At 42.5% G+C, this 22,750-nt stretch carries 24 protein-coding genes; 23 read left to right on the forward strand and 1 reads right to left on the reverse strand.

Annotated features, from left to right (window positions below; all coding sequences use genetic code 11):
* Positions 1-13: 13 nt before the first annotated feature.
* Positions 14-1,279 (reverse strand): replication-associated recombination protein A, encoded by a 1,266-nt coding sequence (locus ACTHRG_RS13725; protein ID WP_440231363.1) that lies wholly within the window; start codon positions 1,277-1,279, stop codon positions 14-16.
* Positions 1,280-1,531: 252 nt separating this feature from the next.
* Here ACTHRG_RS13725 and ACTHRG_RS13730 point away from each other — a divergent pair, with 252 nt between their 5' ends.
* The 23 genes from ACTHRG_RS13730 to ACTHRG_RS13840 all read left to right on the forward strand — a co-directional run bounded on the left by ACTHRG_RS13730 (position 1,532) and on the right by ACTHRG_RS13840 (position 22,705).
* A complete protein-coding gene (locus ACTHRG_RS13730; RefSeq protein ID WP_076257399.1) occupies positions 1,532-2,218 on the forward strand; it encodes a YczE/YyaS/YitT family protein in 687 nt (228 codons plus the stop codon).
* Positions 2,218-2,637, forward strand: coding sequence for a cysteine metabolism transcriptional regulator CymR (cymR, locus tag ACTHRG_RS13735; protein WP_076257400.1), 420 nt, complete (start codon positions 2,218-2,220; stop codon positions 2,635-2,637). Before ACTHRG_RS13730 ends, cymR begins: the two co-directional genes overlap by 1 nt.
* 68 nt (positions 2,638-2,705) lie before the next feature.
* A complete protein-coding gene (locus ACTHRG_RS13740; protein WP_440231364.1) occupies positions 2,706-3,848 on the forward strand; it encodes a cysteine desulfurase family protein in 1,143 nt (380 codons plus the stop codon).
* Between the two features lie 60 nt (positions 3,849-3,908).
* A complete protein-coding gene (gene mnmA / locus ACTHRG_RS13745) occupies positions 3,909-5,024 on the forward strand; it encodes a tRNA 2-thiouridine(34) synthase MnmA (RefSeq protein WP_440231365.1) in 1,116 nt (371 codons plus the stop codon).
* 115 nt (positions 5,025-5,139) lie between these two features.
* Positions 5,140-5,805: a tetratricopeptide repeat protein gene (locus tag ACTHRG_RS13750; protein ID WP_440231366.1), complete on the forward strand. Its 666-nt coding sequence runs from the start codon at positions 5,140-5,142 to the stop codon at positions 5,803-5,805.
* Between the two features lie 25 nt (positions 5,806-5,830).
* Positions 5,831-8,257 carry an SF1B family DNA helicase RecD2 gene (recD2, locus tag ACTHRG_RS13755; RefSeq protein ID WP_440231367.1) on the forward strand — a complete coding sequence of 809 codons (2,427 nt, stop codon included), beginning with the start codon at positions 5,831-5,833 and terminating at the stop codon, positions 8,255-8,257.
* Between the two features lie 98 nt (positions 8,258-8,355).
* Positions 8,356-8,505 (forward strand): hypothetical protein, encoded by a 150-nt coding sequence (locus ACTHRG_RS13760; protein ID WP_175609063.1) that lies wholly within the window; start codon positions 8,356-8,358, stop codon positions 8,503-8,505.
* Positions 8,506-8,626: 121 nt separating this feature from the next.
* Positions 8,627-9,097, forward strand: coding sequence for a PRC-barrel domain-containing protein (locus tag ACTHRG_RS13765; RefSeq protein ID WP_076257405.1), 471 nt, complete (start codon positions 8,627-8,629; stop codon positions 9,095-9,097).
* Positions 9,098-9,112: 15 nt separating this feature from the next.
* Positions 9,113-9,304, forward strand: coding sequence for a hypothetical protein (locus tag ACTHRG_RS13770; RefSeq protein WP_035331236.1), 192 nt, complete (start codon positions 9,113-9,115; stop codon positions 9,302-9,304).
* 26 nt (positions 9,305-9,330) lie between these two features.
* Positions 9,331-9,465: a YrzQ family protein gene (locus ACTHRG_RS13775; protein WP_076257406.1), complete on the forward strand. Its 135-nt coding sequence runs from the start codon at positions 9,331-9,333 to the stop codon at positions 9,463-9,465.
* Between the two features lie 121 nt (positions 9,466-9,586).
* On the forward strand, positions 9,587-10,675 hold the full coding sequence (locus tag ACTHRG_RS13780; RefSeq protein WP_440231368.1) for an AI-2E family transporter: 1,089 nt from the start codon (positions 9,587-9,589) through the stop codon (positions 10,673-10,675).
* A gap of 367 nt (positions 10,676-11,042) precedes the next feature.
* Positions 11,043-13,676, forward strand: coding sequence for an alanine--tRNA ligase (gene alaS / locus ACTHRG_RS13785; RefSeq protein ID WP_440231369.1), 2,634 nt, complete (start codon positions 11,043-11,045; stop codon positions 13,674-13,676).
* A 42-nt stretch (positions 13,677-13,718) separates the two neighbouring features.
* On the forward strand, positions 13,719-13,862 hold the full coding sequence (locus tag ACTHRG_RS13790) for a hypothetical protein (protein WP_175609064.1): 144 nt from the start codon (positions 13,719-13,721) through the stop codon (positions 13,860-13,862).
* Between the two features lie 53 nt (positions 13,863-13,915).
* Positions 13,916-14,182 (forward strand): IreB family regulatory phosphoprotein, encoded by a 267-nt coding sequence (locus ACTHRG_RS13795; protein WP_009333061.1) that lies wholly within the window; start codon positions 13,916-13,918, stop codon positions 14,180-14,182.
* 2 nt (positions 14,183-14,184) lie between these two features.
* Positions 14,185-14,601, forward strand: a complete 417-nt coding sequence (gene ruvX / locus ACTHRG_RS13800; RefSeq protein ID WP_048010335.1) for a Holliday junction resolvase RuvX — start codon at positions 14,185-14,187, stop codon at positions 14,599-14,601.
* Positions 14,602-14,615: 14 nt separating this feature from the next.
* Entirely contained in the window at positions 14,616-14,900 is a 285-nt protein-coding gene (locus ACTHRG_RS13805) for a DUF1292 domain-containing protein (RefSeq protein WP_076257409.1), read from the forward strand.
* A gap of 261 nt (positions 14,901-15,161) precedes the next feature.
* Entirely contained in the window at positions 15,162-16,295 is a 1,134-nt protein-coding gene (gene mltG, locus ACTHRG_RS13810; protein WP_440231370.1) for an endolytic transglycosylase MltG, read from the forward strand.
* A gap of 317 nt (positions 16,296-16,612) precedes the next feature.
* Positions 16,613-17,248 (forward strand): O-methyltransferase, encoded by a 636-nt coding sequence (locus ACTHRG_RS13815; RefSeq protein WP_440231391.1) that lies wholly within the window; start codon positions 16,613-16,615, stop codon positions 17,246-17,248.
* Between the two features lie 5 nt (positions 17,249-17,253).
* A complete protein-coding gene (locus tag ACTHRG_RS13820) occupies positions 17,254-18,183 on the forward strand; it encodes a peptidase U32 family protein (protein ID WP_440231371.1) in 930 nt (309 codons plus the stop codon).
* A gap of 35 nt (positions 18,184-18,218) precedes the next feature.
* Entirely contained in the window at positions 18,219-19,487 is a 1,269-nt protein-coding gene (locus tag ACTHRG_RS13825; protein WP_440231372.1) for a peptidase U32 family protein, read from the forward strand.
* Between the two features lie 3 nt (positions 19,488-19,490).
* Positions 19,491-20,126, forward strand: coding sequence for a uridine kinase (gene udk, locus ACTHRG_RS13830; protein ID WP_048010331.1), 636 nt, complete (start codon positions 19,491-19,493; stop codon positions 20,124-20,126).
* A gap of 251 nt (positions 20,127-20,377) precedes the next feature.
* Positions 20,378-20,854: a transcription elongation factor GreA gene (greA, locus tag ACTHRG_RS13835; protein ID WP_009333053.1), complete on the forward strand. Its 477-nt coding sequence runs from the start codon at positions 20,378-20,380 to the stop codon at positions 20,852-20,854.
* Positions 20,855-20,911: 57 nt separating this feature from the next.
* Positions 20,912-22,705 (forward strand): peptidoglycan D,D-transpeptidase FtsI family protein, encoded by a 1,794-nt coding sequence (locus ACTHRG_RS13840; protein ID WP_440231373.1) that lies wholly within the window; start codon positions 20,912-20,914, stop codon positions 22,703-22,705.
* The last annotated feature ends 45 nt before the right edge of the window (positions 22,706-22,750 follow it).

Consider the following 22,750-nt stretch of genomic DNA (forward strand, 5'->3'; position numbering starts at 1 on the left):
GCCAGACCTTTTGCTATTTAAGGAGTTTTTCATAAATCGATGCTAATGCCTGTTCAAATTTGCCTGTTTTCTTAGGCTGATAGTATACCTTGTTTTTTATTCTGTCCGGCAAGTACTGCTGTTTGACCCAGCCTGTTTCATAATCGTGAGGGTACAGATAGCCGATGCCTCTGCCAAGCTCTTTTGCTCCTTTGTAGTGGGCGTCCTTCAAATGATCGGGGACTTCACCGCTTTTGCCTGCACGAATGTCTGCAATTGCAGAATCCAAAGCTTTGTATGCAGAATTGGATTTTGGAGATAAGCAAAGCTCTATGACCGCATTTGCAAGCGGTATCCTTGCTTCAGGAAATCCAATTCTCTCGGCTGTTTCGACGGCTGCGAGAGTCCTGGCTCCGGCTTGGGGTGATGCCAGGCCGATATCTTCATAGGCAATAACCAGCAGTCTTCTGCTTATACTCTGCAGATCGCCTGCTTCAATTAATCTGCCCAAATAGTGAAGTGCAGCATTTACGTCGCTTCCGCGGATAGACTTTTGAAAGCCTGATAATACATCGTAATGGGCGTCCCCGTCTTTATCGTGTGTAAAGCTTTTGCGCTGAATGCATTCCTCGGCAATGGACAAGTCAATCTTAATGATGCCTTCTTCATCCTCTTTTGTTGAAAGCACAGCCAGTTCCAAGGCATTAAGCGAGCTTCTGACATCGCCATTTGAAGCCGTGGCCAGATGAGTTAGAGCTTCATCGGTAACAGCGGTTTGTTTATTGCCGATGCCCCGTTCCTTATCCTGCAAGGCTCTTGCCAGTGCTTTTTTAATTTCATCTGCAGACAGCGGCTTCAGTTCAAAAATTTGACACCGGCTTCTGATCGCAGGGTTTATTGCATGATATGGGTTGCTGGTTGTGGCGCCAATTAAAGTGATGCTGCCATTTTCCAGATAGGGGAGCAGAAAATCCTGTTTGCCTTTATCAAGCCTATGGACTTCATCCAGCAGCAGAATGACCTTACCCGACATTTTTGCCTCTGCCGCTACCACTTCCATATCTTTTTTATTATTAGTCACTGCATTTAAAGTGCGGAAAGCATATTGGGTGCTTCCAGCAATGGCACTTGCAATCGACGTCTTGCCTATACCTGGAGGCCCATACAGAATCATCGATGAGAGCTGCTTAGCCTGCACCATGCGATAAATAATTTTTCCTTCTGAAACAAGATGTTCCTGGCCGATGATTTCATCTATCGTTCTCGGCCTCATCCGGAATGCAAGAGGTTTAATGTTCAAAGTTATCACTCCAGCCTTTTGCCGGCAGTTTGCAGTCTGCCTATCAATTTTCAGCAAAGCTTCCGCTTTCTATTTAAGATACCATAACATTTCCTGCTGTGAAATCAATTAAACCGCCATTGCCAGCGTCCGGGAGTCAATCCCTCGCGCCCCTTTTCTCCCTAAAATATGCTATAATGTCAAAAGTCTATAATCTTACTAAGGATTAAAACTTAATATATTTTTGCAGGTCATGCGGGGAGCGTTGGGGACATGTTATTGAAAAATAAAGGGCAAATCGGTCCCAGGTTTTTGGTGTATCTAACAGGACTGCTTGTCATGAGCCTGGGTATTGTTTTGTTAATAGTAGCTGATATTGGGGCAACTCCCTGGGATGTTCTGCATGTTGGGCTGTACTACCAGCTTGGACTGACAATAGGCAGCTGGTCCATCATTGTCGGGATTTTCATATTAGCTGCTGCAGCACTGATTTCAAAGGAATTTCCACAGGCCGGTGCATTCTTGAATATGATACTGATTGGTCTGTTTATTGACGCATATTTGCTTTTGCCGTTTATGCAGACACCAAATGGGCTTGCGGGGAAAATAGCCATGTTTGGTTCTGGCATAGTTGTTTATTGCTATGGGATGGGGCTATATATTTCGGCTCAGCTCGGAGCCGGGCCGAGGGATAGCCTGATGATTGCATTGACAGCAAAAACCGGCTGGAAGATTAGAAATGTCAGAGCCTTAATGGAAATTGCTGTGCTGACAGTTGGATGGCAGCTGGGAGGACCTGTTTTTTGGGGAACCATTGTGCTCAGTTTGGCAGTCGGTCCAATTGTCGGAGCAGCTTTGCCGCAGTGCCAGGCTTTAACTGACCGATTTTTGGCAAAGCTTAAAGAAAAGGATATTTATGCGAATCAAATGCTTAAAGAAAAGGATAGAGGTGCAAGCTGATGAAAATATCTACTAAAGGCCGTTATGGTTTAACTATAATGATTGAATTAGCTAAAAAGCATGGAGAAGGTCCCACTTCGTTAAAATCGATTGCCCAGACGAATGATCTGTCCGAGCACTATCTGGAGCAGCTTATTGCTCCACTTCGAAACGCCGGTCTTGTTAAAAGCATCCGCGGTGCATACGGCGGATATATCTTAGGCAAAGAGCCGACAAAAATTACCGCTGGGGATATCATCAGAGTTCTGGAAGGACCGATTAGTCCAGTGGAAGGAATTGAAGACGAGGAGCCTGCAAAGAGAGAACTGTGGATGCGAATTCGTGATGCTGTGAAAGATGTGCTTGATAACACAACGCTTGAAGATCTTGCCAGCCATACAGATAACGGAGAATCGGATGCTTATATGTTTTATATTTAGGCCTTAATCAGAGAATAATTTTTGTGGAAAATACAAGCAGCAGGACGAAATAAAGTAGGTGAACTAATTTGGAAAGAATATACCTTGATCATGCAGCGACTTCACCAATGCATCCGGTAGTGATTGATCGGATGACTGAAGTCATGAAATCTGAATATGGAAATCCCTCAAGCATCCATTATTTCGGGAGGAGTGCACGTCATATTGTCGATGAAGCAAGATCTGCTTTAGCAAACAGTATTGGTGCAAAAGCCAATGATATTATTTTTACAGGCGGAGGAACAGAAGCTGATAATCATGCGATTTTTGGAACGGCTGAATCCTGCCGCCATAGGGGCAAACACATTATCACAACTCAAATTGAACATCATGCGGTTTTGCATGCATGTGAGGAGCTTGAAAGACAGGATTTTGAGGTAACGTATTTGCCTGTTGATCCAAATGGGCGTGTTTCTGTAAAGGACGTAGAAGATGCTTTGCGGGAGGATACCATACTTGTAACGATCATGTACGGAAATAATGAAATAGGGACTCTTCAGCCGATTAAGGAAATAGGCGGGTTATTGGCAGAGCATCCTGCGAAATTCCATACCGATGCTGTTCAGGCTTATGGACTTGAAAAAATTGATGTGCAGGAATTGAGAGTGGATTTGCTATCCGTCTCCGCCCATAAAATCAATGGCCCAAAAGGGATCGGCTTTTTATATGCCCATCCTGATGTGAAGCTTTCTTCACGGCTATTTGGCGGTGAACAAGAAAGGAAGCGCCGGGCAGGAACGGAAAATGTTCCATCTATTGCAGGCTTCCAGGAGGCTGTCCGGATCACTCAGAAGGAGATGGAAGCTAAGCGGGAAGAACTGCATTCTTTTAAGATGCTGTTCATGGATAAACTGAAGCAGGAAGATGCTGTTTTTGAACTGAACGGATTGCTTGATTATTCCCTTCCTCATGTTTTAAACTTAAGCTTTCCCGGGACGAATGTTGAAGCCATGCTGGTTAATCTTGATTTGGCTGGTATAGCAGCATCAAGCGGGTCGGCCTGTACTGCAGGCTCCATCGATCCATCCCATGTACTTGTCAGCATGTTTGGAAAAGGATCAGAAAAACTGCAAAATTCCATCCGTTTCAGCTTCGGCCTTTTTAATACAAAAGAACAAGTCGAACAAGCAGCAGAACAAACAGCTAAAATCGTGAAACGGCTGGCTAAATAGATTAAGATATTGGAAACATGCAAGTCTAAGCGTGGTTTCTGAAGATTTGAGGTGAAATAGATGAATAAAGATCCAAAGGATACCCGGGTAGTGGTTGGTATGTCCGGAGGTGTTGATTCTTCTGTGGCGGCCCTGCTTTTGAAAGAACAGGGTTACGATGTAATCGGCATCTTCATGAAAAACTGGGATGATACAGACGAAAATGGTGTTTGTACCGCTACAGAGGACTACAATGATGTCATCCGAGTATGCAACCAAATCGGCATCCCATATTACGCAGTCAACTTCGAAAAGCAATATTGGGATAAAGTATTTACCTACTTTCTTGAAGAATACAAGGCAGGGCGGACGCCTAATCCTGATGTTATGTGCAATAAAGAAATTAAATTTAAGGCATTCCTTGAACATGCTATGAACCTTGGCGCCGACTATCTGGCGACAGGACACTATGCACGTGTGGAATTCAGAGATGGCGAATATAAAATGCTGAGAGGTCTTGATGATAATAAGGACCAAACCTATTTCCTGAACCAGTTGACACAGGATCAGCTTGAGAAAGTGATGTTCCCGATTGGCGATATTGAAAAATCAAAAGTTCGTGAACTGGCAAAGGAAGCCGGTCTGGCAACTGCAGCAAAGAAAGACAGTACAGGCATCTGCTTTATTGGTGAACGCAACTTCAAGGAGTTCCTTGGGAATTACCTTCCGGCGCAGCCCGGAAACATGGAAACCATGGACGGAAAAGTTGTCGGCAAGCATGATGGCCTTATGTACTATACCATCGGGCAGCGGCATGGACTTGGCATTGGCGGTGCAGGTGAACCCTGGTTTGCCATCGGTAAAGACCTGAAGAGAAATGTCTTGTATGTTGGACAAGGCTTCCACAATGAAATGCTCTATTCAGACTCCATTATTGCTGTTAATAGCAGCTGGGTAACAAATTCAGAACAGCCGCAGGAATTTGAATGTACGGCTAAGTTTCGATATCGTCAGGCTGACAGCAGGGTAAAGGTTCAAATACTTGAAGATGGCAAGGTCAAAGTTGTTTTTGAGGAGCCAATTCGGGCTGTTACCCCTGGTCAGGCGGTTGTCTTTTATAATGGAGACGAGTGCCTTGGCGGAGGAACAATTGATGAAATATTCAAGGATGGCAAAAAGCTGGATTATGTCGGTTAAGAAAAGACGGACCCCGATTCTTATCAAAGGATCGGGGTTTTATTACGGGAATAGAAGACAGCGGAAAAGGTGAATTCAATTATGCTATACTTTGATTTGAATGGAGTGATGAATTATGGATAAAAACCAAATGGGTATTCAATATATGCAAGAAGGAAAATGGGAAGAAGCAGCGAAGGTCTTTATGGAAGCAATTGAAGAGAATCCTTCAGATCCTGTTTCATATATTAACTTTGGAAATGTGCTATCTGCAGTTGGAGAAAATGAAAAAGCGCTGAAGTTATATGAGAAAGCAATAGGTCTTGATGAAAATGCCGGTGCTGCTTACTACAGTGCGGGAAATTTATATTATGAATTACAGCAGTTTGATGAGGCTAAAAAGATGTTTGAAACAGCATTGCAAAAAGGCCTGGATACCGCAGATAATTTCTTCATGCTTGGCATGTCCCTAATAGCCCTTGACCAGGGCAGACTGGCTTTGCCTTATTTGCAGCGAAGCGCGGAGTTAAATGAAAATGACGCCGAAGCACATTTCCAATATGGATTATGTCTGGCACAGCTGGATTACATTGATGAAGCGATCGGGCAAATGAAAAAGTGCATTGAAATTGAGCCGGAGCATGCAGATGCTTATTACAATCTTGGAGTAGCATATGGATTTAAGGAAGACGAAAATAGAGCACTTGCTTACTTTAATAAAGCACTGGAAATTCAGCCGGACCATATGCTTGCGGGCTATGGAAAAAAGCTGATTGAAAAGGGCGGCAGCGAATTGAATTAAGTTGTTTTCAGGGGAGGGAATAGAAATGGAAAAACAGGATTCCATGGATCTTTTTGCCGAACAGGGGAAGTTCATAAAGGGCAGACATCTGGTCACAATCTTTCATAATGAGCAAAACTTATATACGGTTGTGCGCATTAGGGTTGATGAAACGAATGACTCTTATGATGAAAAAGAAGCGGTCATCACTGGCTATCTGCCAAAGATGCATGAGCATGAAACCTATATTTTTTATGGTGAATTCAAAGACCATCCTAAGTTCGGCATCCAATTCCATGCCAGCCATTACAGGAAAGATCTTCCCCAGACGAAACAAGGAGTAGCCAATTATTTATCAAGTGAATTATTTAAAGGGATTGGCAAGAAAACAGCCGAGCAAATCGTGGAGACACTTGGAGAAGATGCGATTACTCGTATTCTAAATCAGCCGTCCCTGCTCGATAGTGTTCCCAAGCTGTCACCTGAAAAAGCTAAATTGCTTTACGATACGCTGATGGAACACCAGGGCCTTGAGCAAGCCATGATCGCTCTTAATCAATATGGGTTTGGCCCGCAGCTTTCCATGAGGATTTATCAGGTATATAAAGAAATGACAATTGAAGTCGTTCAAAATAACCCTTATAAGCTTGTTGAGGATATAGAAGGGGTCGGATTTGGCCGTGCTGACGAGCTGGGGTATCAAATTGGCATATCAGGCAATCATCCTGACCGTATAAAAGCTGCCTGCCTCTACATACTGGAAACGGAGAGTATGCAGGCAGGACATGTTTATATTGAAGCAAAGCCTCTTTTGCAAAGTGTGAAGAAGCTGCTGGAAGAAAATAAGCGTGATTCGATTGAATTCAGGGATATATCCAATGAACTGATTAAGCTTGAAGAGGAAGGGAAGATCATGGCTGAAGGCCAAAAAATTTTCCTTCCATCTCTTTATTATTCCGAAAAGGGACTAGTTACCAATATTAAGCGGATCCTAAAGCAAACCCAGTATGATGAACAGTTTCCGGAGTCAGAATTTCTTTTGGCCCTTGGAAATTTGGAGGAGCGCCTGGGTGTCCAATATGCCCCAACCCAAAAGGAAGCCATTCAAACAGCTCTTATGTCGCCTATGCTGATATTGACCGGCGGGCCGGGGACAGGAAAAACAACCGTTATTAAGGGGATTGTTGAGTTATATGCCGAGCTGCATGGCTGCTCCCTGGAAGCGAAAGATTATAAAAAGGAAGAGCCCTTTCCCTTCCTGCTGGCAGCCCCTACAGGAAGGGCTGCAAAACGGATGGCAGAATCAACAGGGCTGCCCGCTGTAACGATTCACCGTCTTCTTGGCTGGAATGGGTCTGAAGGATTTGACCGGCACGAGGAGAGTCCGTTAGAAGGCAGGATTTTAATTGTAGATGAGACATCAATGGTTGATGTTTGGCTTGCAAATCAGCTTTTCAAGGCTCTTCCTGAAAATATGCAAGTGATACTGGTTGGTGATGAAGACCAGCTGCCTTCAGTGGGTCCCGGCCAGGTTTTGAAGGATCTTTTGCGCTCAGAACGCATTCCAACTGTCCGTTTAACAGATATATACAGGCAGGCTGAAGGGTCTTCAATTATTGAACTGGCACATGAAATGAAAAAAGGCAAGCTTCCTGCGAACATCACTGCGCAGCAATCGGACCGTTCATTTATCAAATGCCAGCCGGGCCAAATTGCTGATGTTGTTGAAAAGGTTGTCCTTAATGCCAAAAAGAAAGGTTATTCATCAAAAGATATTCAGGTGCTTGCCCCAATGTACCGCGGACCTGCAGGCATCGACAGACTAAACGAAATACTGCAGGAAATACTGAATCCAAATCCCGATGGATCGAGGAAAGAGCTGTCCTTTGGTGATGTGAAATACAGAATTGGCGATAAGGTCCTTCAACTTGTCAACCAGCCTGAGAACAATGTTTTTAACGGGGATATGGGTGAAATTATATCTATTTTTTACGCAAAGGAAAATACGGAAAAACAGGATATGATTGTCGTATCCTTCGATGGTGCGGAAGCTACATATACAAGACAGGATTTGAACCAGATCACTCATGCCTACTGCTGCTCTGTCCATAAATCGCAGGGAAGTGAATTTCCGATTGTCATTATGCCTGTTGTTAAAAGCTATTACAGGATGCTGAGAAGAAATCTCCTTTATACCGCCATTACCCGCAGCAGACAATTTTTGATATTGTGCGGCGAAGAAGATGCATTAAAAATAGGTGTGGAACGTGCGGATGAACAGGCCCGCCTGACCACTCTTTCTGAAAAGCTGAGAGATGCAATCCTATTTAATGATGAAACAGGGCTTGAGGATACAGCTGAGTCTTCACTTACGGAAACACTTTCTCTCGAAGAAAGGCTTCTCCAAGCCGATCCAATGATTGGAATGGGAAATATAACACCGTATGATTTTTTGGAAAAGGAATATAGCTAAGAAGAGCAGTCTACAATAAAAGACTGTTCTTTTTGTATATCTAAACAGTAGACATGCAATTTGGCGGTTTAATCTAAATATATAAAGGAGAGATAAGTGTGGAAAAGAAAAGCAGAACTTCTCTTCTCAATCTCCATGGAGTAAAACGCCGCAAACAGCCGCGGCAGGACTATGAGTTTTCAGAGGAACTGTCAGACGGCGGGGAGCGCAGCGAGCGTTTTAATAAGCCAAGGTACAGCAGAAAGTAGGCTTATGCAGGCTTTCTAATCCGTTCTTAACAATACTTTTTGGCACCCATGGCAATGGTTTTCCGTTATGTTTTTTTCGGGACAGTGAAAACTATAAATGTTCGGGAAGGCGGGATTCTCTTTGCGGACATTTTCTTTATTAAAAGGCCTGCCGGTGTTTGAGTTGAAAACCGGCAATAAAGCAGGCGATATCTGTGATTTATCCATTTCAGGAACCGGAAAAGTTCAGGGATTACTGCTGCGAAAGGGCGCATTTCTGAAAAAAAACTATATCATCAATATTGAAGACGTGGCATCTTTCGGGTGGGATGGAGTGATGATTGAAGATACCTCTGTTCTGCAGGCAATTCCTAAACATGAGGATTATACATGTGAGACCCATAATCGGTTAACCGGCAAAATGATTATGAGCCGGGAAGGAGAACGGCTGGGTTTGCTTGAGGATGTATACTTTAAGGAAGAATTGGGCACGATTGTAGGGTACGAACTGTCGGATGGCTTCTTTTCAGATGTGCTGGAAGGAAAACGTGTCATAAAAACCGATGACCCGCCTGCAATTGGAAAAGACGCCATAATTGTAAATGTAAAATAGTGAGGTGTCTTTTTCGTGCTGAAATGTCCAAATTGCCAGAGCAAAGATATTGGTAAAATCGGGATTAACCAATATTATTGCTGGAATTGCTTTATTGAACTTTCCTTGTCCAAAGGGATCATTAACACCCATCAAGTAGAGGAAGATGGTACGCTCAGTTCCCTTGATGATTTATTTGAAGAAGAAGAGCGCCGGTTTCTTTCGTAAGAATTAACGGAAGAGGTGAGCCAGTTTTGAACAAAATATTAACCTCTGCAATGATGCTTGGGGCAGGCATGGCTGCTTATAATTATGCCCAAAAGAATAATATGATATCAGGCCGAAAAATGAAACGCATCCAGAAAAGAATAACCAAATCTTTATTTTAAATGATCAAGGCTGGTTCTTAAAAAAGGGCCAGCTTTTTTTCGCACCTCCATGCTATTCATAATGAGTAAGATGCATAATTCCCATGGAAGCTATCACAATAAATACAAGGAGGGGGCCATATTGAATATTCATATGAAATGGTACTACCGGCTTGGATTTCTGCTTCTCTTGTTTATTGTGATTTTAGTTTTCCTAAAGCTCCAGGCATTATGGATGCCCGTTCTGGAAATTGTATTTGCCGTATTCATTCCTTTTGTCATTGGGGCATTTATTACTTATCTTCTTCACCCGATCGTGGAAAAATTGCATGAAACGGGCCTTCACAGGGGGCTTGCCGTTTTTATTATATATTTTTTGTTCTTCGGGGGAATTGGCCTTATCTTTTATAAAGGGATTCCGGCTTTTATTCATCAATTGCGTGATCTGGCGGAAAATGCACCTCATTTTGCAAATCAGTACCGCGGGTGGATCGATACGATTCAGAGTAAAACATCAACATGGCCAGATGGCCTGCAGACCAGGATTGATGAGGTTATTGCAGCTATAGAGCAGCGGTTAAATAATCTTTTATCAAAAGTAATCACATTTTTTCTGAATGTACTGAACTATGCTTTGATTATCGCAGTTATTCCCTTCATCTCTTTTTATCTTCTTAAAGATTTTTCGATTATGAAAAGAGCTGCCTGGTACTTGACTCCAAGAAAATGGAGGAAGGAAGGCGTGTTAATCTTAAGAGATGTAGACAAGTCACTCGGAAGCTATATCAGGGGGCAGCTTCTGGTATGTGCAGCCATTGGGGCCATTTCTTCTCTGCTATTTTGGGTTTTTGATATGCGTTATCCTCTTTTGCTGGGTACTATAATAGGTGTTACCAATGTAATTCCTTATTTTGGCCCAATTATCGGAGCGATTCCGGCTGTCATCATTGCTTCAGCTTTATCGGTTAAAATGGTCGTAATAACAATTGGGATTATTATTGTTCTTCAATTCCTTGAGGGGAATATCCTATCACCCCTGATTGTTGGAAAAAGTCTTCATATGCACCCTCTTCTCATTATGCTCGCACTGCTGGCCGGCGGAGAAGCTGGAGGGATATTGGGCTTGATTATTGCAGTTCCGATTTTAGCTGTCATTAAAGTAAGTATCATACATGCAAAAAAACACTTTTCAAAAAATAAACAGCCAAAAATCAGCGGAACCTCATCATGATGTTGACAACAATAAAGGAAAATCGCTATAATTCGTCTATAAAGTATATATTAAACATTTTGACGGAATGAGTATGTTATAGACCATCTGCGTGAATGCATTGCTGCATTCATAAAAGAGAGGGAGTTCCATGGCTGAAAGAACTTCCAGATGAAGGATAACAGAAAGCTAATCCTGAGTGCAGCTAATCCCTGCCGTATTTACGCGTTAAGGATCTGAGAGATGGGAGATTGCCTATGAACCGGCATTATTCATTTAACTTCCATAATCAGGGTGGTACCGCGAGTAAGCTCTCGTCCCTGTCCAGGGATGAGGGCTTTTTTTGTTGTTTTTAAAAGTTTTTACATATTTTAGGAGGTTGGTTAGAATGAAACAATTATCAGGTGCTGAAATACGCCGAATGTTCCTGGATTTCTTTAAAGAGAAAGGGCACGCTGTTGAACCGAGCGCATCCCTCGTTCCTCACGAGGATCCTTCCCTGCTCTGGATTAACAGTGGTGTCGCCACTCTGAAAAAATATTTTGACGGCCGTGTCATCCCAGAGAACCCAAGGATTACAAATGCCCAAAAATCCATCCGTACCAACGATATCGAAAATGTCGGCAAAACAGCAAGACACCATACTTTTTTTGAGATGCTGGGCAATTTCTCAATTGGTGATTACTTTAAAGAAGAAGCCATCGTCTGGGCTTGGGAGTTTTTGACTGATAAAAAATGGATTGGCTTTGCTGAAGAAAAGCTTTCTGTTACGATTCATCCTGAAGATGATGAAGCTTTTAACATCTGGCGGGAAAAAGTAGGAGTGCCGGAAGAGAGGATTATCCGCCTGGAAGGAAACTTCTGGGACATCGGAGAAGGCCCAAGTGGTCCCAATACAGAGATCTTCTATGACCGCGGTCCTGAATATGGAAATGACCCAGAAGATCCTGAACTATATCCCGGCGGTGAAAACGATCGCTATTTAGAAGTCTGGAATCTTGTGTTTTCTGAATTCAACCATAATCCTGATGGCACTTATACGCCGCTGCCTAAGAAAAATATTGATACCGGGATGGGGCTTGAGCGGATGGCGTCTGTCGTTCAAAATGTTCCTACCAACTTTGATACAGACTTATTTATGCCAATTATCCGGGGAACAGAAGAAATTTCAGGCCGGAAATATGGAGCATCAAAGGAAACGGATGTTGCATTTAAAGTTATTGCAGACCATATCCGCACAGTGGCATTTGCAGTGGGTGACGGTGCGCTGCCTTCTAATGAAGGACGGGGCTATGTATTGAGAAGATTGCTTCGCCGTGCTGTCAGATATGCTAAACAAATTAATATAAACGAGCCATTCATGTATGAATTGGTGCCAGTGGCAGGAGAAATTATGCATGACTTTTACCCGGAAGTAAAAGAAAAAACAGAATTTATCCAAAAGGTCATCAAAAACGAAGAAGAACGTTTCCATGAAACACTTCATGAAGGTCTTGCCATTCTTTCATCTGTTATCAAGAAAGAAAAGGAAAAAGACAGCGATACGATTCAGGGTGAAGACGTTTTCCGTCTTTATGATACGTACGGATTCCCGGTTGAGTTAACAGAGGAATATGCTGAAGAAGAAGGTATGAAAGTGGATCATGCCGGATTTGAAAAGGAAATGGAAGGACAGCGTGAGCGTGCACGTTCAGCACGTCAGGATGTAGATTCCATGCAGGTCCAGGGCGGTGTATTAGGAGAGCTGAAAACCGAAAGCAAGTTTGTCGGATATGATAAGCTTCAGACAGAAGCCAGAATAGCTGCAATTGTGAAGGATGGGCAATTAATTGAAGAAGCTCATGCTGGTGATGAGATTCAGCTGATCTTGAATGAGACACCATTTTACGCAGAGAGCGGCGGACAGATTGCTGACCAGGGAACTCTTGAAGCAGAAGGATTAAAGGTTTCAATTAAGGATGTTCAAAAAGCTCCGAATGGACAAAACCTTCATAGAGCTGTCATTGAAAAAGGAACGCTGAAGGCTGAAGCATCTGTACTGGCTGCGGTAAATGAGCAAATCCGTTCAAAGGTAATTAAAAATCATACTGCAACTCACTTGCTTCATCAAGCTTTAAAGGATGTTTTGGGAGGACATGTTAACCAGGCTGGTTCTTTAGTAGGGCCGGATCGCCTGCGTTTTGACTTCTCTCATTTTGGGCAAATTACTTCTGAAGAGCTTGAGAAAATTGAAGCGATTGTCAACGAACAAATTTGGCAAAGCCTTGAAGTTGAAATCAACTACAAGGACATTGAAGAGGCAAAGGCAATGGGGGCTATGGCTTTATTTGGTGAGAAATATGGCAAGATTGTCCGGGTTGTTCAGGTTGGTGATTACAGTCTTGAGCTTTGCGGCGGATGCCATGTTTCGAATACTGCTTCCATCGGATTGTTCAAGATCCAATCGGAAAGCGGAATTGGCGCTGGAACTCGCAGAATAGAAGCAGTAACTGGCGAATCTGCATACAAGCTAATGAATGACCAGATTACTGTATTAAAAGAAGCTTCAGGCAAATTAAAGACCAATCCAAAAGATTTGTCTTCAAGAATTGATGTGCTGCTTGGAGAAATGAAGCAGCTGCAGCGTGAAAACGAATCTTTAGCAGCAAAATTGGGCAATATTGAAGCAGGGAGCCTGGTATCAAAGGCAAAAGAAGTCAATGGCATTACCGTTCTTGCTGAGAAGGTCCAGGCATCAGACATGAATAACCTGCGCAATATGGCTGACGATTTAAAACAAAAACTCGGATCTGCAGTTGTTGTATTAGGCAGTGTAAACGAGGGAAAAGTGAATATTATTGCCGGGGTGACAGATGATCTGATCAAAAAAGGCTTCCATGCGGGCAAAGCGGTCAAAGAAGTTGCTGCAAAATGCGGCGGCGGAGGCGGAGGCCGTCCGGACATGGCTCAGGCTGGCGGAAAAGACCCGGAAAAACTTGAAAGTGCTCTGCAATTTGTAGAAGAATGGGTTAAATCCGTTTGATATCCCAGTAAAGTAGTGTAAAATGGAGGTAACCAAGAGAGATTGTTCATCATCAGGAAGAAACAGCTTGTTCTTCACCATGTTTTCCTGTCAGGAACAAGATCATTTATTGATCGCTCTGTTTATTCAGGCGGCAGGCCAAACAGTTATGAAGAGGGGGACAAGCTGGTAATGATCCGGATTTAATCCGGCAAATATAAGCTATCCTATCCTTCATACAGAAAAGCGAGGTGTAAGATATGAGCTCATTTGACAAAACAATGAGGTTTAACTTTCCTGAAGAACCAATCGAACAGGATGTGAATGAAGTTCTGTTTCAAGTTTATGGTGCCCTCCAGGAAAAAGGGTATAATCCTATAAATCAAATTGTCGGTTATCTGCTGTCCGGGGATCCGGCTTACATTCCCCGCCATAAGGATGCACGCAATATCATCCGTAAACTTGAACGGGATGAGATCATCGAAGAATTGGTTAAATCATACTTAAAACAGCAGCGTGAGGGGTAAACATGCGGACTATGGGACTGGATGTCGGCTCTAAGACAGTCGGCGTCGCTCTAAGCGATGCGTTCGGATGGACAGCGCAGGGCTTGGAAACCATCAAAATCAACGAGGAAGAAAAAGAGTTTGGTTTTGAAAGAATTGGTGAAATAATAAAAGAGCATGAAGTCAGTAAGATTGTTGTCGGCTTGCCTAAAAATATGAATGGAACCATTGGCCCACGCGGTGAAGCCAGCCAGTTCTTTGCTTCAGAGCTGGAGAAGCTTTTTGGCCTTCCGGTCGTATTATGGGACGAGCGTCTCTCAACAATGGCAGCTGAAAGAGTTTTGCTTGAAGCAGATGTCAGCCGCAAGAAACGGAAAAAAGTCATTGATAAAATGGCAGCCGTCATGATTTTACAAGGCTTTTTAAATAGCCAAATTTAATGAGGTGAACAGAAATGAACCATGGAGATAACAACATTACTGTAATTGACGAAGAAGGCAACGAGCAGCTTTGCGAAGTATTGTTCACGTTTGATTCGGAAGAATTCGGCAAGTCATATGTCCTTTATTATCCAATTGGGGCAGATGAAAATGATGATGAAGAAATTGAAATTCACGCTTCAGCATTCAGCCCAAGCGAAGACAGCAAGGACGGCGAACTGCAGCCGATCGAGACAGAAGAGGAATGGGATTTAATTGAAGAAATGCTAAACACATTCCTTGAAGAGCAGGAAGATTAATAAAACTGGCCCCCGGGCCAGTTTTTTATTTGCTTCTTTTTTCGGCTGGATCGGAATAAACCGAAGGTGCAATATGTGGGAAAAAATGGCGAATCTTTTTGGTTTTTGTAATATCCTGCGACTTACAAAAGAAAATATAGTATAATAAGCCCGTGATGTCTCAGAAACAAAAAGAAAATACGATTTTTTAGGCCAGTTGGCAAGAAAACATGCTAGTTCATTTCCAAAGAAGCCAACGTCTTTTTAACGGGGGGATATGTGATGTCGGCAGACGATCATAAAGAGAAAAAAGAAATAATGCGCGAAAAAATGATTGAGCGGCAAGGCGAAGCAAAAGTAGTCCGTAAAATTGTACTGATAGTTGCAATCATATTATTAATCTCAGCTGCTGCAGTGCTCGGCGGGGGATATTTTTATATTAATTCAGCTTTAAAGCCTGTTGATCCCGATAATAATAAGCCGAGAAAAGTAGAGATACCAATCGGGTCATCTGTGACGGGAATCGGCACTGTTCTTGAAGAAAATGGAATTATCAGGGATGCACGTGTTTTTAAATATTATGTGAAATTTAAAAATGAAGCTGGATTTATGGCAGGAGAATATGAGTTGAAGCCTTCCATGAATATGGAGGAGATTCTGGATAGCTTGAAAACAGGTAAGGTAATGGAAGAAGTTGCATTCAAGATCACCATTCCAGAGGGAAAACAGCTTGAGCAGATTGCAGGGATCATTGCAGAAAAAACTGATAAAAAACCAGAAGATGTGTTGAAAAAACTTAATGAAAAAGCTTTTATTAAATCTTTAATGGCAGAATATCCTGAATTGCTGACAAATGAAATCCTGGCTGAAAATATTAAATATCCTCTTGAGGGTTACTTATTCCCGGCAACCTATCCTTTTTACAAAGAAGATCAGACTATAGAGGAAATTGTTAAAGTTATGCTTGATAAAACGGCTTCAGTTATTAAAAAGTATAGCGGTGATATGGAGAAGCAGGAATACACTCCGCACAAATTATTGACAATGGCATCGCTCATAGAGGAAGAAGCAACGGCGAAAGTAGACCGTAATCAGATTGCGAGTGTTTTCTACAACCGGATAGACACAGGAATGCCTTTGCAGACAGATCCAACTGTCCTGTATGCACATGGTGAACATAAATCAAGGGTCCTATATAAAGACTTAGAGATCGACTCACCATACAACACATATAAGTACCCTGGACTGACGCCCGGACCGATTGCAAATGCCGGGGTTTCCTCAATTGAAGCAGCATTGGTGCCTGCAGAAACAGATTACCTTTATTTCCTGGCCACATCAACGGGAGAAGTGCTTTTCTCAAAGACACTGGATGAGCATAATCAAAAAAAAGCACAGCATATATCGAATAATTAAATTAGTGAAAGGGGAATGTGCAGATATAGCATTCCCCTTTTACTTATGGTAAAATAGATCAGGTGTTTTATATAAGCTTCGCGATAGCGTAAATCACGGACAAGCATGGATATTGGCTCACATAAGCCGGAATGCCGCATAGCGCATCTCCACATCCTTTCTGTGAACGCTATTTTTTCATGTCTAAATAGCAAAGCTGAGGCGATTGCTTTTCAGGGAATGCAGACTAAGCCATGGCAGTGTCTGCATGACTGCGAGGGCATCTGAAGCCGCAGCTTGACAATAAAATTCCATCTGATCGAGGTGATGCCAGCTTGATGAACGATAAGCTGCATGCATATATAGAGGAAATAATACCTGAAAGATCCCAGTTGCTGGACAAAATGGAGCAGTACGCCAAGGAGCACAATGTTCCAATTATGGAGCTGGCAGGAATCGAAGCGATGCTTCAGCTTTTGCGCATTCAAAAACCGAAAATGATACTTGAAGTAGGCACGGCAATCGGCTATTCAGCACTCAGAATGGCGTTCGCAGTTCCTGAATCGAAAATTGTTACGATTGAACGCGATGCTGAACGTTACCAGCTTGCCGAAAAGTATATAGAAGAAGCCGGGAAAAAGGAGCAAATCATCATCATTAAGGGAGATGCCCTGGAAGTCGTGGAAGACGTTGAAAAGCACGGACCCTATGATGCTATATTTATTGATGCAGCAAAAGGCCAATATCAGCGGTTCTTTGAAATCTATTCACGATTTCTCTCAGATGGCGGCGTGATTATTACAGACAATGTCCTTTTCAAAGGCCTTGTATGTGAAGCAGATATTGAAAATAAACGTATCCGGAATATGGTAAGAAAAATTGATGTGTTTAATAAATGGTTAATGAGTCATCCTGAATATCATACAGTTATTTTGCCTGTTGGGGATGGCGTGGCAATTAGTAAAATGAGGTGATTATAATGAAAAAACCTGAACTGTTGGCAACGCCAACAAGTGTTGAAGATATCGGGCCCCTTGTGTCTGCAGGTGCAGATGCCTTTGTTGTAGGAGAACAGCGATATGGACTGAGACTTGCAGGGGAATTCACGAGGGAAGATGTGAAAGAAGCGGTTGAACTTGCACACAAGCATGGGAAAAAAGTGTATGTGGCGATGAACGCTTTATTTCATAATGATAAAGTGCCTGAACTTGAAGGTTACATCAGTTTCCTGAAAGAAATAAATGCTGATGCAATTATATTTGGAGATCCTGCTGTATTAATGGCCGCCCGCTCGGCTGCGCCGGACATGAAGCTCCATTGGAATACAGAAACTACTGCAACAAACTGGTATACATGCAACTACTGGGGCAGAAAAGGTGCAAAACGCGCAGTCCTTGCAAGAGAGATTAATATGGATGCCATCATTGAAATAAAAGAGAATGCCGAGGTGGAAATTGAAGTGCAGGTTCATGGCATGACTGCCATGTTCCAATCAAAGCGCTCCCTGCTGGGCAATTATTATGAATACCAGGGGAAAGCCCTGGAAGTTGAAAACCGCAAACAGGAAAAAAATATGTTCCTTCACGATAAGGAACGGGAAAATAAATACCCGATTTTTGAAGATGACAATGGCACTCATATCATGAGTCCTAATGACATCTGCATTATAGATGAACTGCAGGAAATGATTGAAGCAGGCATTGATTCATTTAAAATTGACGGGATATTAAAAACTCCTGAGTATATTGTTGAAGTGACTAAACTCTATAGAAAAGCTATTGATCTATGTGTCGAAGATCCGGACCAATACGATGACATAAAAGACGGTCTTCTCACTGAAGTTGAAGAAATTCAGCCGGCGAATCGTCCGCTTGATACCGGATTCTTCTTTAAGGAAACTGTCTACTAAATTGACTATATTAAAAAGAAAGAGGAGGAAGCTCTATGGCAGCGGTAAAAGAAAAAATTTCCGAAATTGTCAACGGCAAACGGGTTATTGTAAAAAAGCCTGAATTGCTTGCTCCGGCTGGAAACCTTGAAAAGCTGAAGATTGCCGTTCACTATGGTGCCGACGCTGTGTTTATCGGCGGTCAGGAATACGGCCTTCGTTCAAACGCAGGCAACTTCACTTTTGAAGAGATGAAAGAAGGCGTCGAATTCGCCAAAAAATACGGAGCGAAGATTTATGTTACAACCAATATTTTTGCTCATAACGAAAATATTGAGGGTCTTGAGGATTATTTGCTGGGACTTAAAGAAGCAGGAGTTGCAGGAATCATTGTGGCAGATCCGCTCATCATTGAAACCTGCCGCCGTGTTGCACCGGAGATAGAAGTTCATTTAAGCACACAGCAATCCCTCTCCAACTGGAAGGCAGTCGAGTTCTGGAAGGAAGAAGGATTGGAACGTGTGGTCCTTGCGCGTGAAACAAGTGCGGAGGAAATCAAAGAAATGAAGGAGAAGGTTGATATTGAAATTGAAACCTTCATTCATGGGGCGATGTGTATAGCATACTCCGGGCGCTGCACACTCAGCAACCATATGACTGCACGTGATTCCAACAGGGGTGGCTGCTGCCAGTCCTGCCGCTGGGATTATGATTTATATCAGCTTGAAGGAGAAAATGAAGTTCCTTTATACACCGAAGGAGATGCTCCATTTGCGATGAGTCCTAAAGATCTTAAGCTGATTGAATCCATTCCGCGTATGATTGAATTGGGAATTGACAGTTTAAAAATTGAAGGACGCATGAAATCCATCCATTACATTGCAACAGTAGTAAGCGTGTACCGCAAAGTGATTGATGCCTATTGTGCAGATCCGGACAACTTCCAGATTAAGCAGGAATGGCTTGAAGAGCTTGATAAATGTGCAAACCGCGAAACAGCGACCGCTTTCTTTGAAGGGGTTCCTGGGTATAAAGAGCAAATGTTTGGAAATCATAGCAAAAAGACGAATATCGATTTCGTCGGGCTTGTGCTGGATTACAATCCGGAAACACAAATTGTTACCCTTCAGCAGAGAAACAAATTTATGCCTGGAGAGGAAGTAGAATTCTTCGGCCCTGAAATTGAAAACTTTACACAAGTCATCGATAAAATATGGGATGAAAAAGGCAATGAGCTGGATGCAGCGCGCCATCCGCTTCAAATTGTTCAATTTAAAGTTGATAAGCCGGTATACCCTGACAACATGATGCGAAAGGAGCTCTAATCAATGAAACGCAAACCCGTTGTAATTGGGGTGGCCGGCGGTTCCGGCTCAGGAAAAACGAGCGTAACTAAAGCGATTTATGACCGATTCAAAGGGCACTCAATCCTTATGATCGAACAGGATTATTATTATAAGGATCAGACTCATCTCCCCTTCGAGGAAAGACTGAAGACAAATTATGACCATCCGCTTGCATTTGACAACGACCTGCTTATTGAACATATTGAAAGCCTGCTGAAATATGAGCCGATAAAAAAGCCTGTATATGATTATGCCATGCATACAAGGTCTGAAGAAGTAATTGAAGTCGAACCAAAGGATGTTATCATCTTAGAGGGCATTCTGATTCTTGAGGATGAAAGGCTCCGTAATCTGATGGACATGAAATTATATGTAGATACAGATGCAGACCTTCGGATCATCCGCCGCTTATTCAGGGATATAAAAGAGCGGGGACGCACCATGGATTCAGTCATTGAACAATATGTAAATGTTGTACGGCCAATGCATAATCAATTTATTGAGCCGACGAAAAGATATGCTGACATCATTATTCCCGAAGGCGGGCATAATTACGTTGCCATTGATTTAATGGTCACAAAAATTCAAACAATTCTTGAACAAAAGTCATTTTTATGAAACAATAGCATTGAAAATGTTCTATAGGACTTATCCTTTTACCGAGTGGCTTTTTTAGATCTATTGCTTGTCCCGGTTCAATATAACCGTCAGCTAAATCTTTCAGAGCCGGTCAATATAAAAAGATGATCTGCGCGCCCTTTAACAAAGGACGCGCTCCTGTTCATTTTCTTGATAATATGATAAAAAGAAGTACATACATTATAGAACACATCCTTTAAAAGGATGTGTAATTCGAAGGAGTGAAGGTTTTGGCTACAGAAAAGGTTTTCCCAATGACACAGGCAGGTAAAGAAAAACTTGAGCAGGAACTTGAATACTTAAAATCGGTTAAACGCAAAGAAGTAGTTGAACGTATAAAAATCGCAAGAAGCTTCGGAGATCTTTCCGAGAACTCGGAATATGATTCAGCAAAAGAAGAGCAGGCATTTGTTGAGGGCCGGATTACCACTCTTGAAAATATGATCCGCAATGCAAAAATCATTCAAGAAGAAGAAATGGCTGGAGATATCGTTGGACTTGGCCGTTCCGTTACGTTCGTGGAGCTTCCGGATGGAGACGAAGAAACTTACACTATTGTAGGAAGTGCCGAGGCGGATCCTTTTGAAGGTAAAATCTCAAACGATTCACCAATTGCCAAGAGCCTGATTGGACGTACAGTCGGAGACGAAGTTACCGTTCAGACTCCTGGAGGAGAAATGAACGTTCGCATTGTTTCCATTAAATAAGAATAGCTGGTTTGAAATCAGAAAACCTCGTCAAGACTTTTGACGAGGTGTTTTTTTATGTGGAGAAAAAGAGCAGTTGGCTGGCTAATCGTTAGTTTCATAATTCTTTGTTTTTTAATGGGAAGGCTTATACAGCTGCAGCTTGTTTCAACAGAGCATTTTACAGGCAGGGAAATCAATCTTTTGGAAGCAAGTGTCCGTCAGCGCTCCCAGGAAATGATTATCGATGCCGGGAGAGGGGATTTTCTTGATCGCAGCGGTAATCCCATGACATTTGAAAACAAATCTGTTCTTATATTATTCCCCTTCCTCGCAAGAATGGATTGGGATATAAAAAAGATATCTGAAATTACGGGTGCTTCAGAGTATTCTTTGCGTCATTCTGTTGAGAATGCTAAAGAACCTTTTGCATTTGGAAGCCCGCAGCCCATTCAGCTATCTTACGATCAAATGGAGAAAATCAATGATTTGAAAATTCCGGGTGTCTTTGCTGTTGAAAAGAAATACAGCCGTTCCGAAAAACCCGCATCCCAGCTAATTGGAATTACCGGCCAAAATCAGGACGTCCTTAATGAAAGGTACCCGGACAAAGATCTGTCTCCTGACACAATGATAGGCATTACTGGCCTGGAAAAGAGCTTTGATGAATTTCTGCTTCCTGAAGGGGCATCAAAACTTGTTTATCATGTAGATGGAACAGGAGGACCCCTGTTTGGCATCGATGTAAAATATGTTGAACCGGCAAATCCCTTTTATCCGGTTAATATTAGGACAACTTTGGACTACGACTTGCAGATGATGGCGGAAAAATTGGCGGATCAGCATGGGATTAAAAAAGGCGGTATTGTCCTGCTTGATATAGAGACTAATTCAATTTTGGCAATGGTGTCGCGTCCTTCCCTTAATAAACATAATCCATTTGATGAAGAAAGCAAAGGGACGATTAACCATATGATTAAACAGCAGATCATGGGATCGGTGTTTAAGACGGTAGTGGCAGCAGCCGCAATTGATCATGGTCTGGACGATCCTAAGAGGCAATTTGACTGCAGCAGGAAAATAAATGGGGAACCGGATCTTAAATATCAGCATGGCATGCTGAATTTCGATGAGAGCTTTGCCAGGAGCTGTAATAATACATTTGCATCCATTGCTAAGGAGTTAAAAGATATTAACCCGGATCTCCTTGAGGAGTATGCAGACAAACTGTCATTAATAGGTCCTGTAAGCTGGGAGGGAGATATTTATCACTTCAGCGATTTTAAACAGCTTCAGGACGAAGAAAAAGGACGGGTGTTTCTGTCTGAAGATGCTAAGAAAGACAGTAATTTTGCGGGCCTGACAGGAATTGGACAGCATGAAGTGAGAGCTACTCCAATAGCTGTTGCTAACATGATGGCAACTATAGCCAGAGGAGGAGAGAAAGAAATGGTCCGGGTTGCTTCAGAAATAGAATATAAAAACAGTACATCCCTAATAGAATTCGAGAAACAGAAGCTGCAGGGAGAAATAATTGCCCCGTTTACCGCTATGAAGCTTCAAAGGCTGCTAAGGGAAGTGGTAATCAATGAAGAAGGGACCGGCCGCTGGTTTAAAGAACTTCCTTACGAAGTTGCAGGGAAATCCGGCACTGCCGAAACGGGTATAATGGCAGATGGAAAGCAGCTTCACAATAAATGGTTCGCGGGTTATTTTCCATATAAAAATCCAAAATATGCCCTTGTAACTGTAAATCTGGAGGTTACTGAAGACACTGGAGGCGTGAATCCGCTCTTTGCTGATATCGTCAAAGAAGTCTATAACTATAATCATAAACAAAAAACTCCTCCATTGGGCTCTGCAGACCAGTAAACAAATATGGTATAGTGTAACTTTCCATATGCTGCTGTCGTCCAT

The sequence above is a fragment of the Cytobacillus sp. SAFR-174 genome, from assembly GCF_051964675.1.
In the GTDB taxonomy this organism is placed as follows: Bacteria; Bacillota; Bacilli; order Bacillales; family Cytobacillaceae; genus Cytobacillus.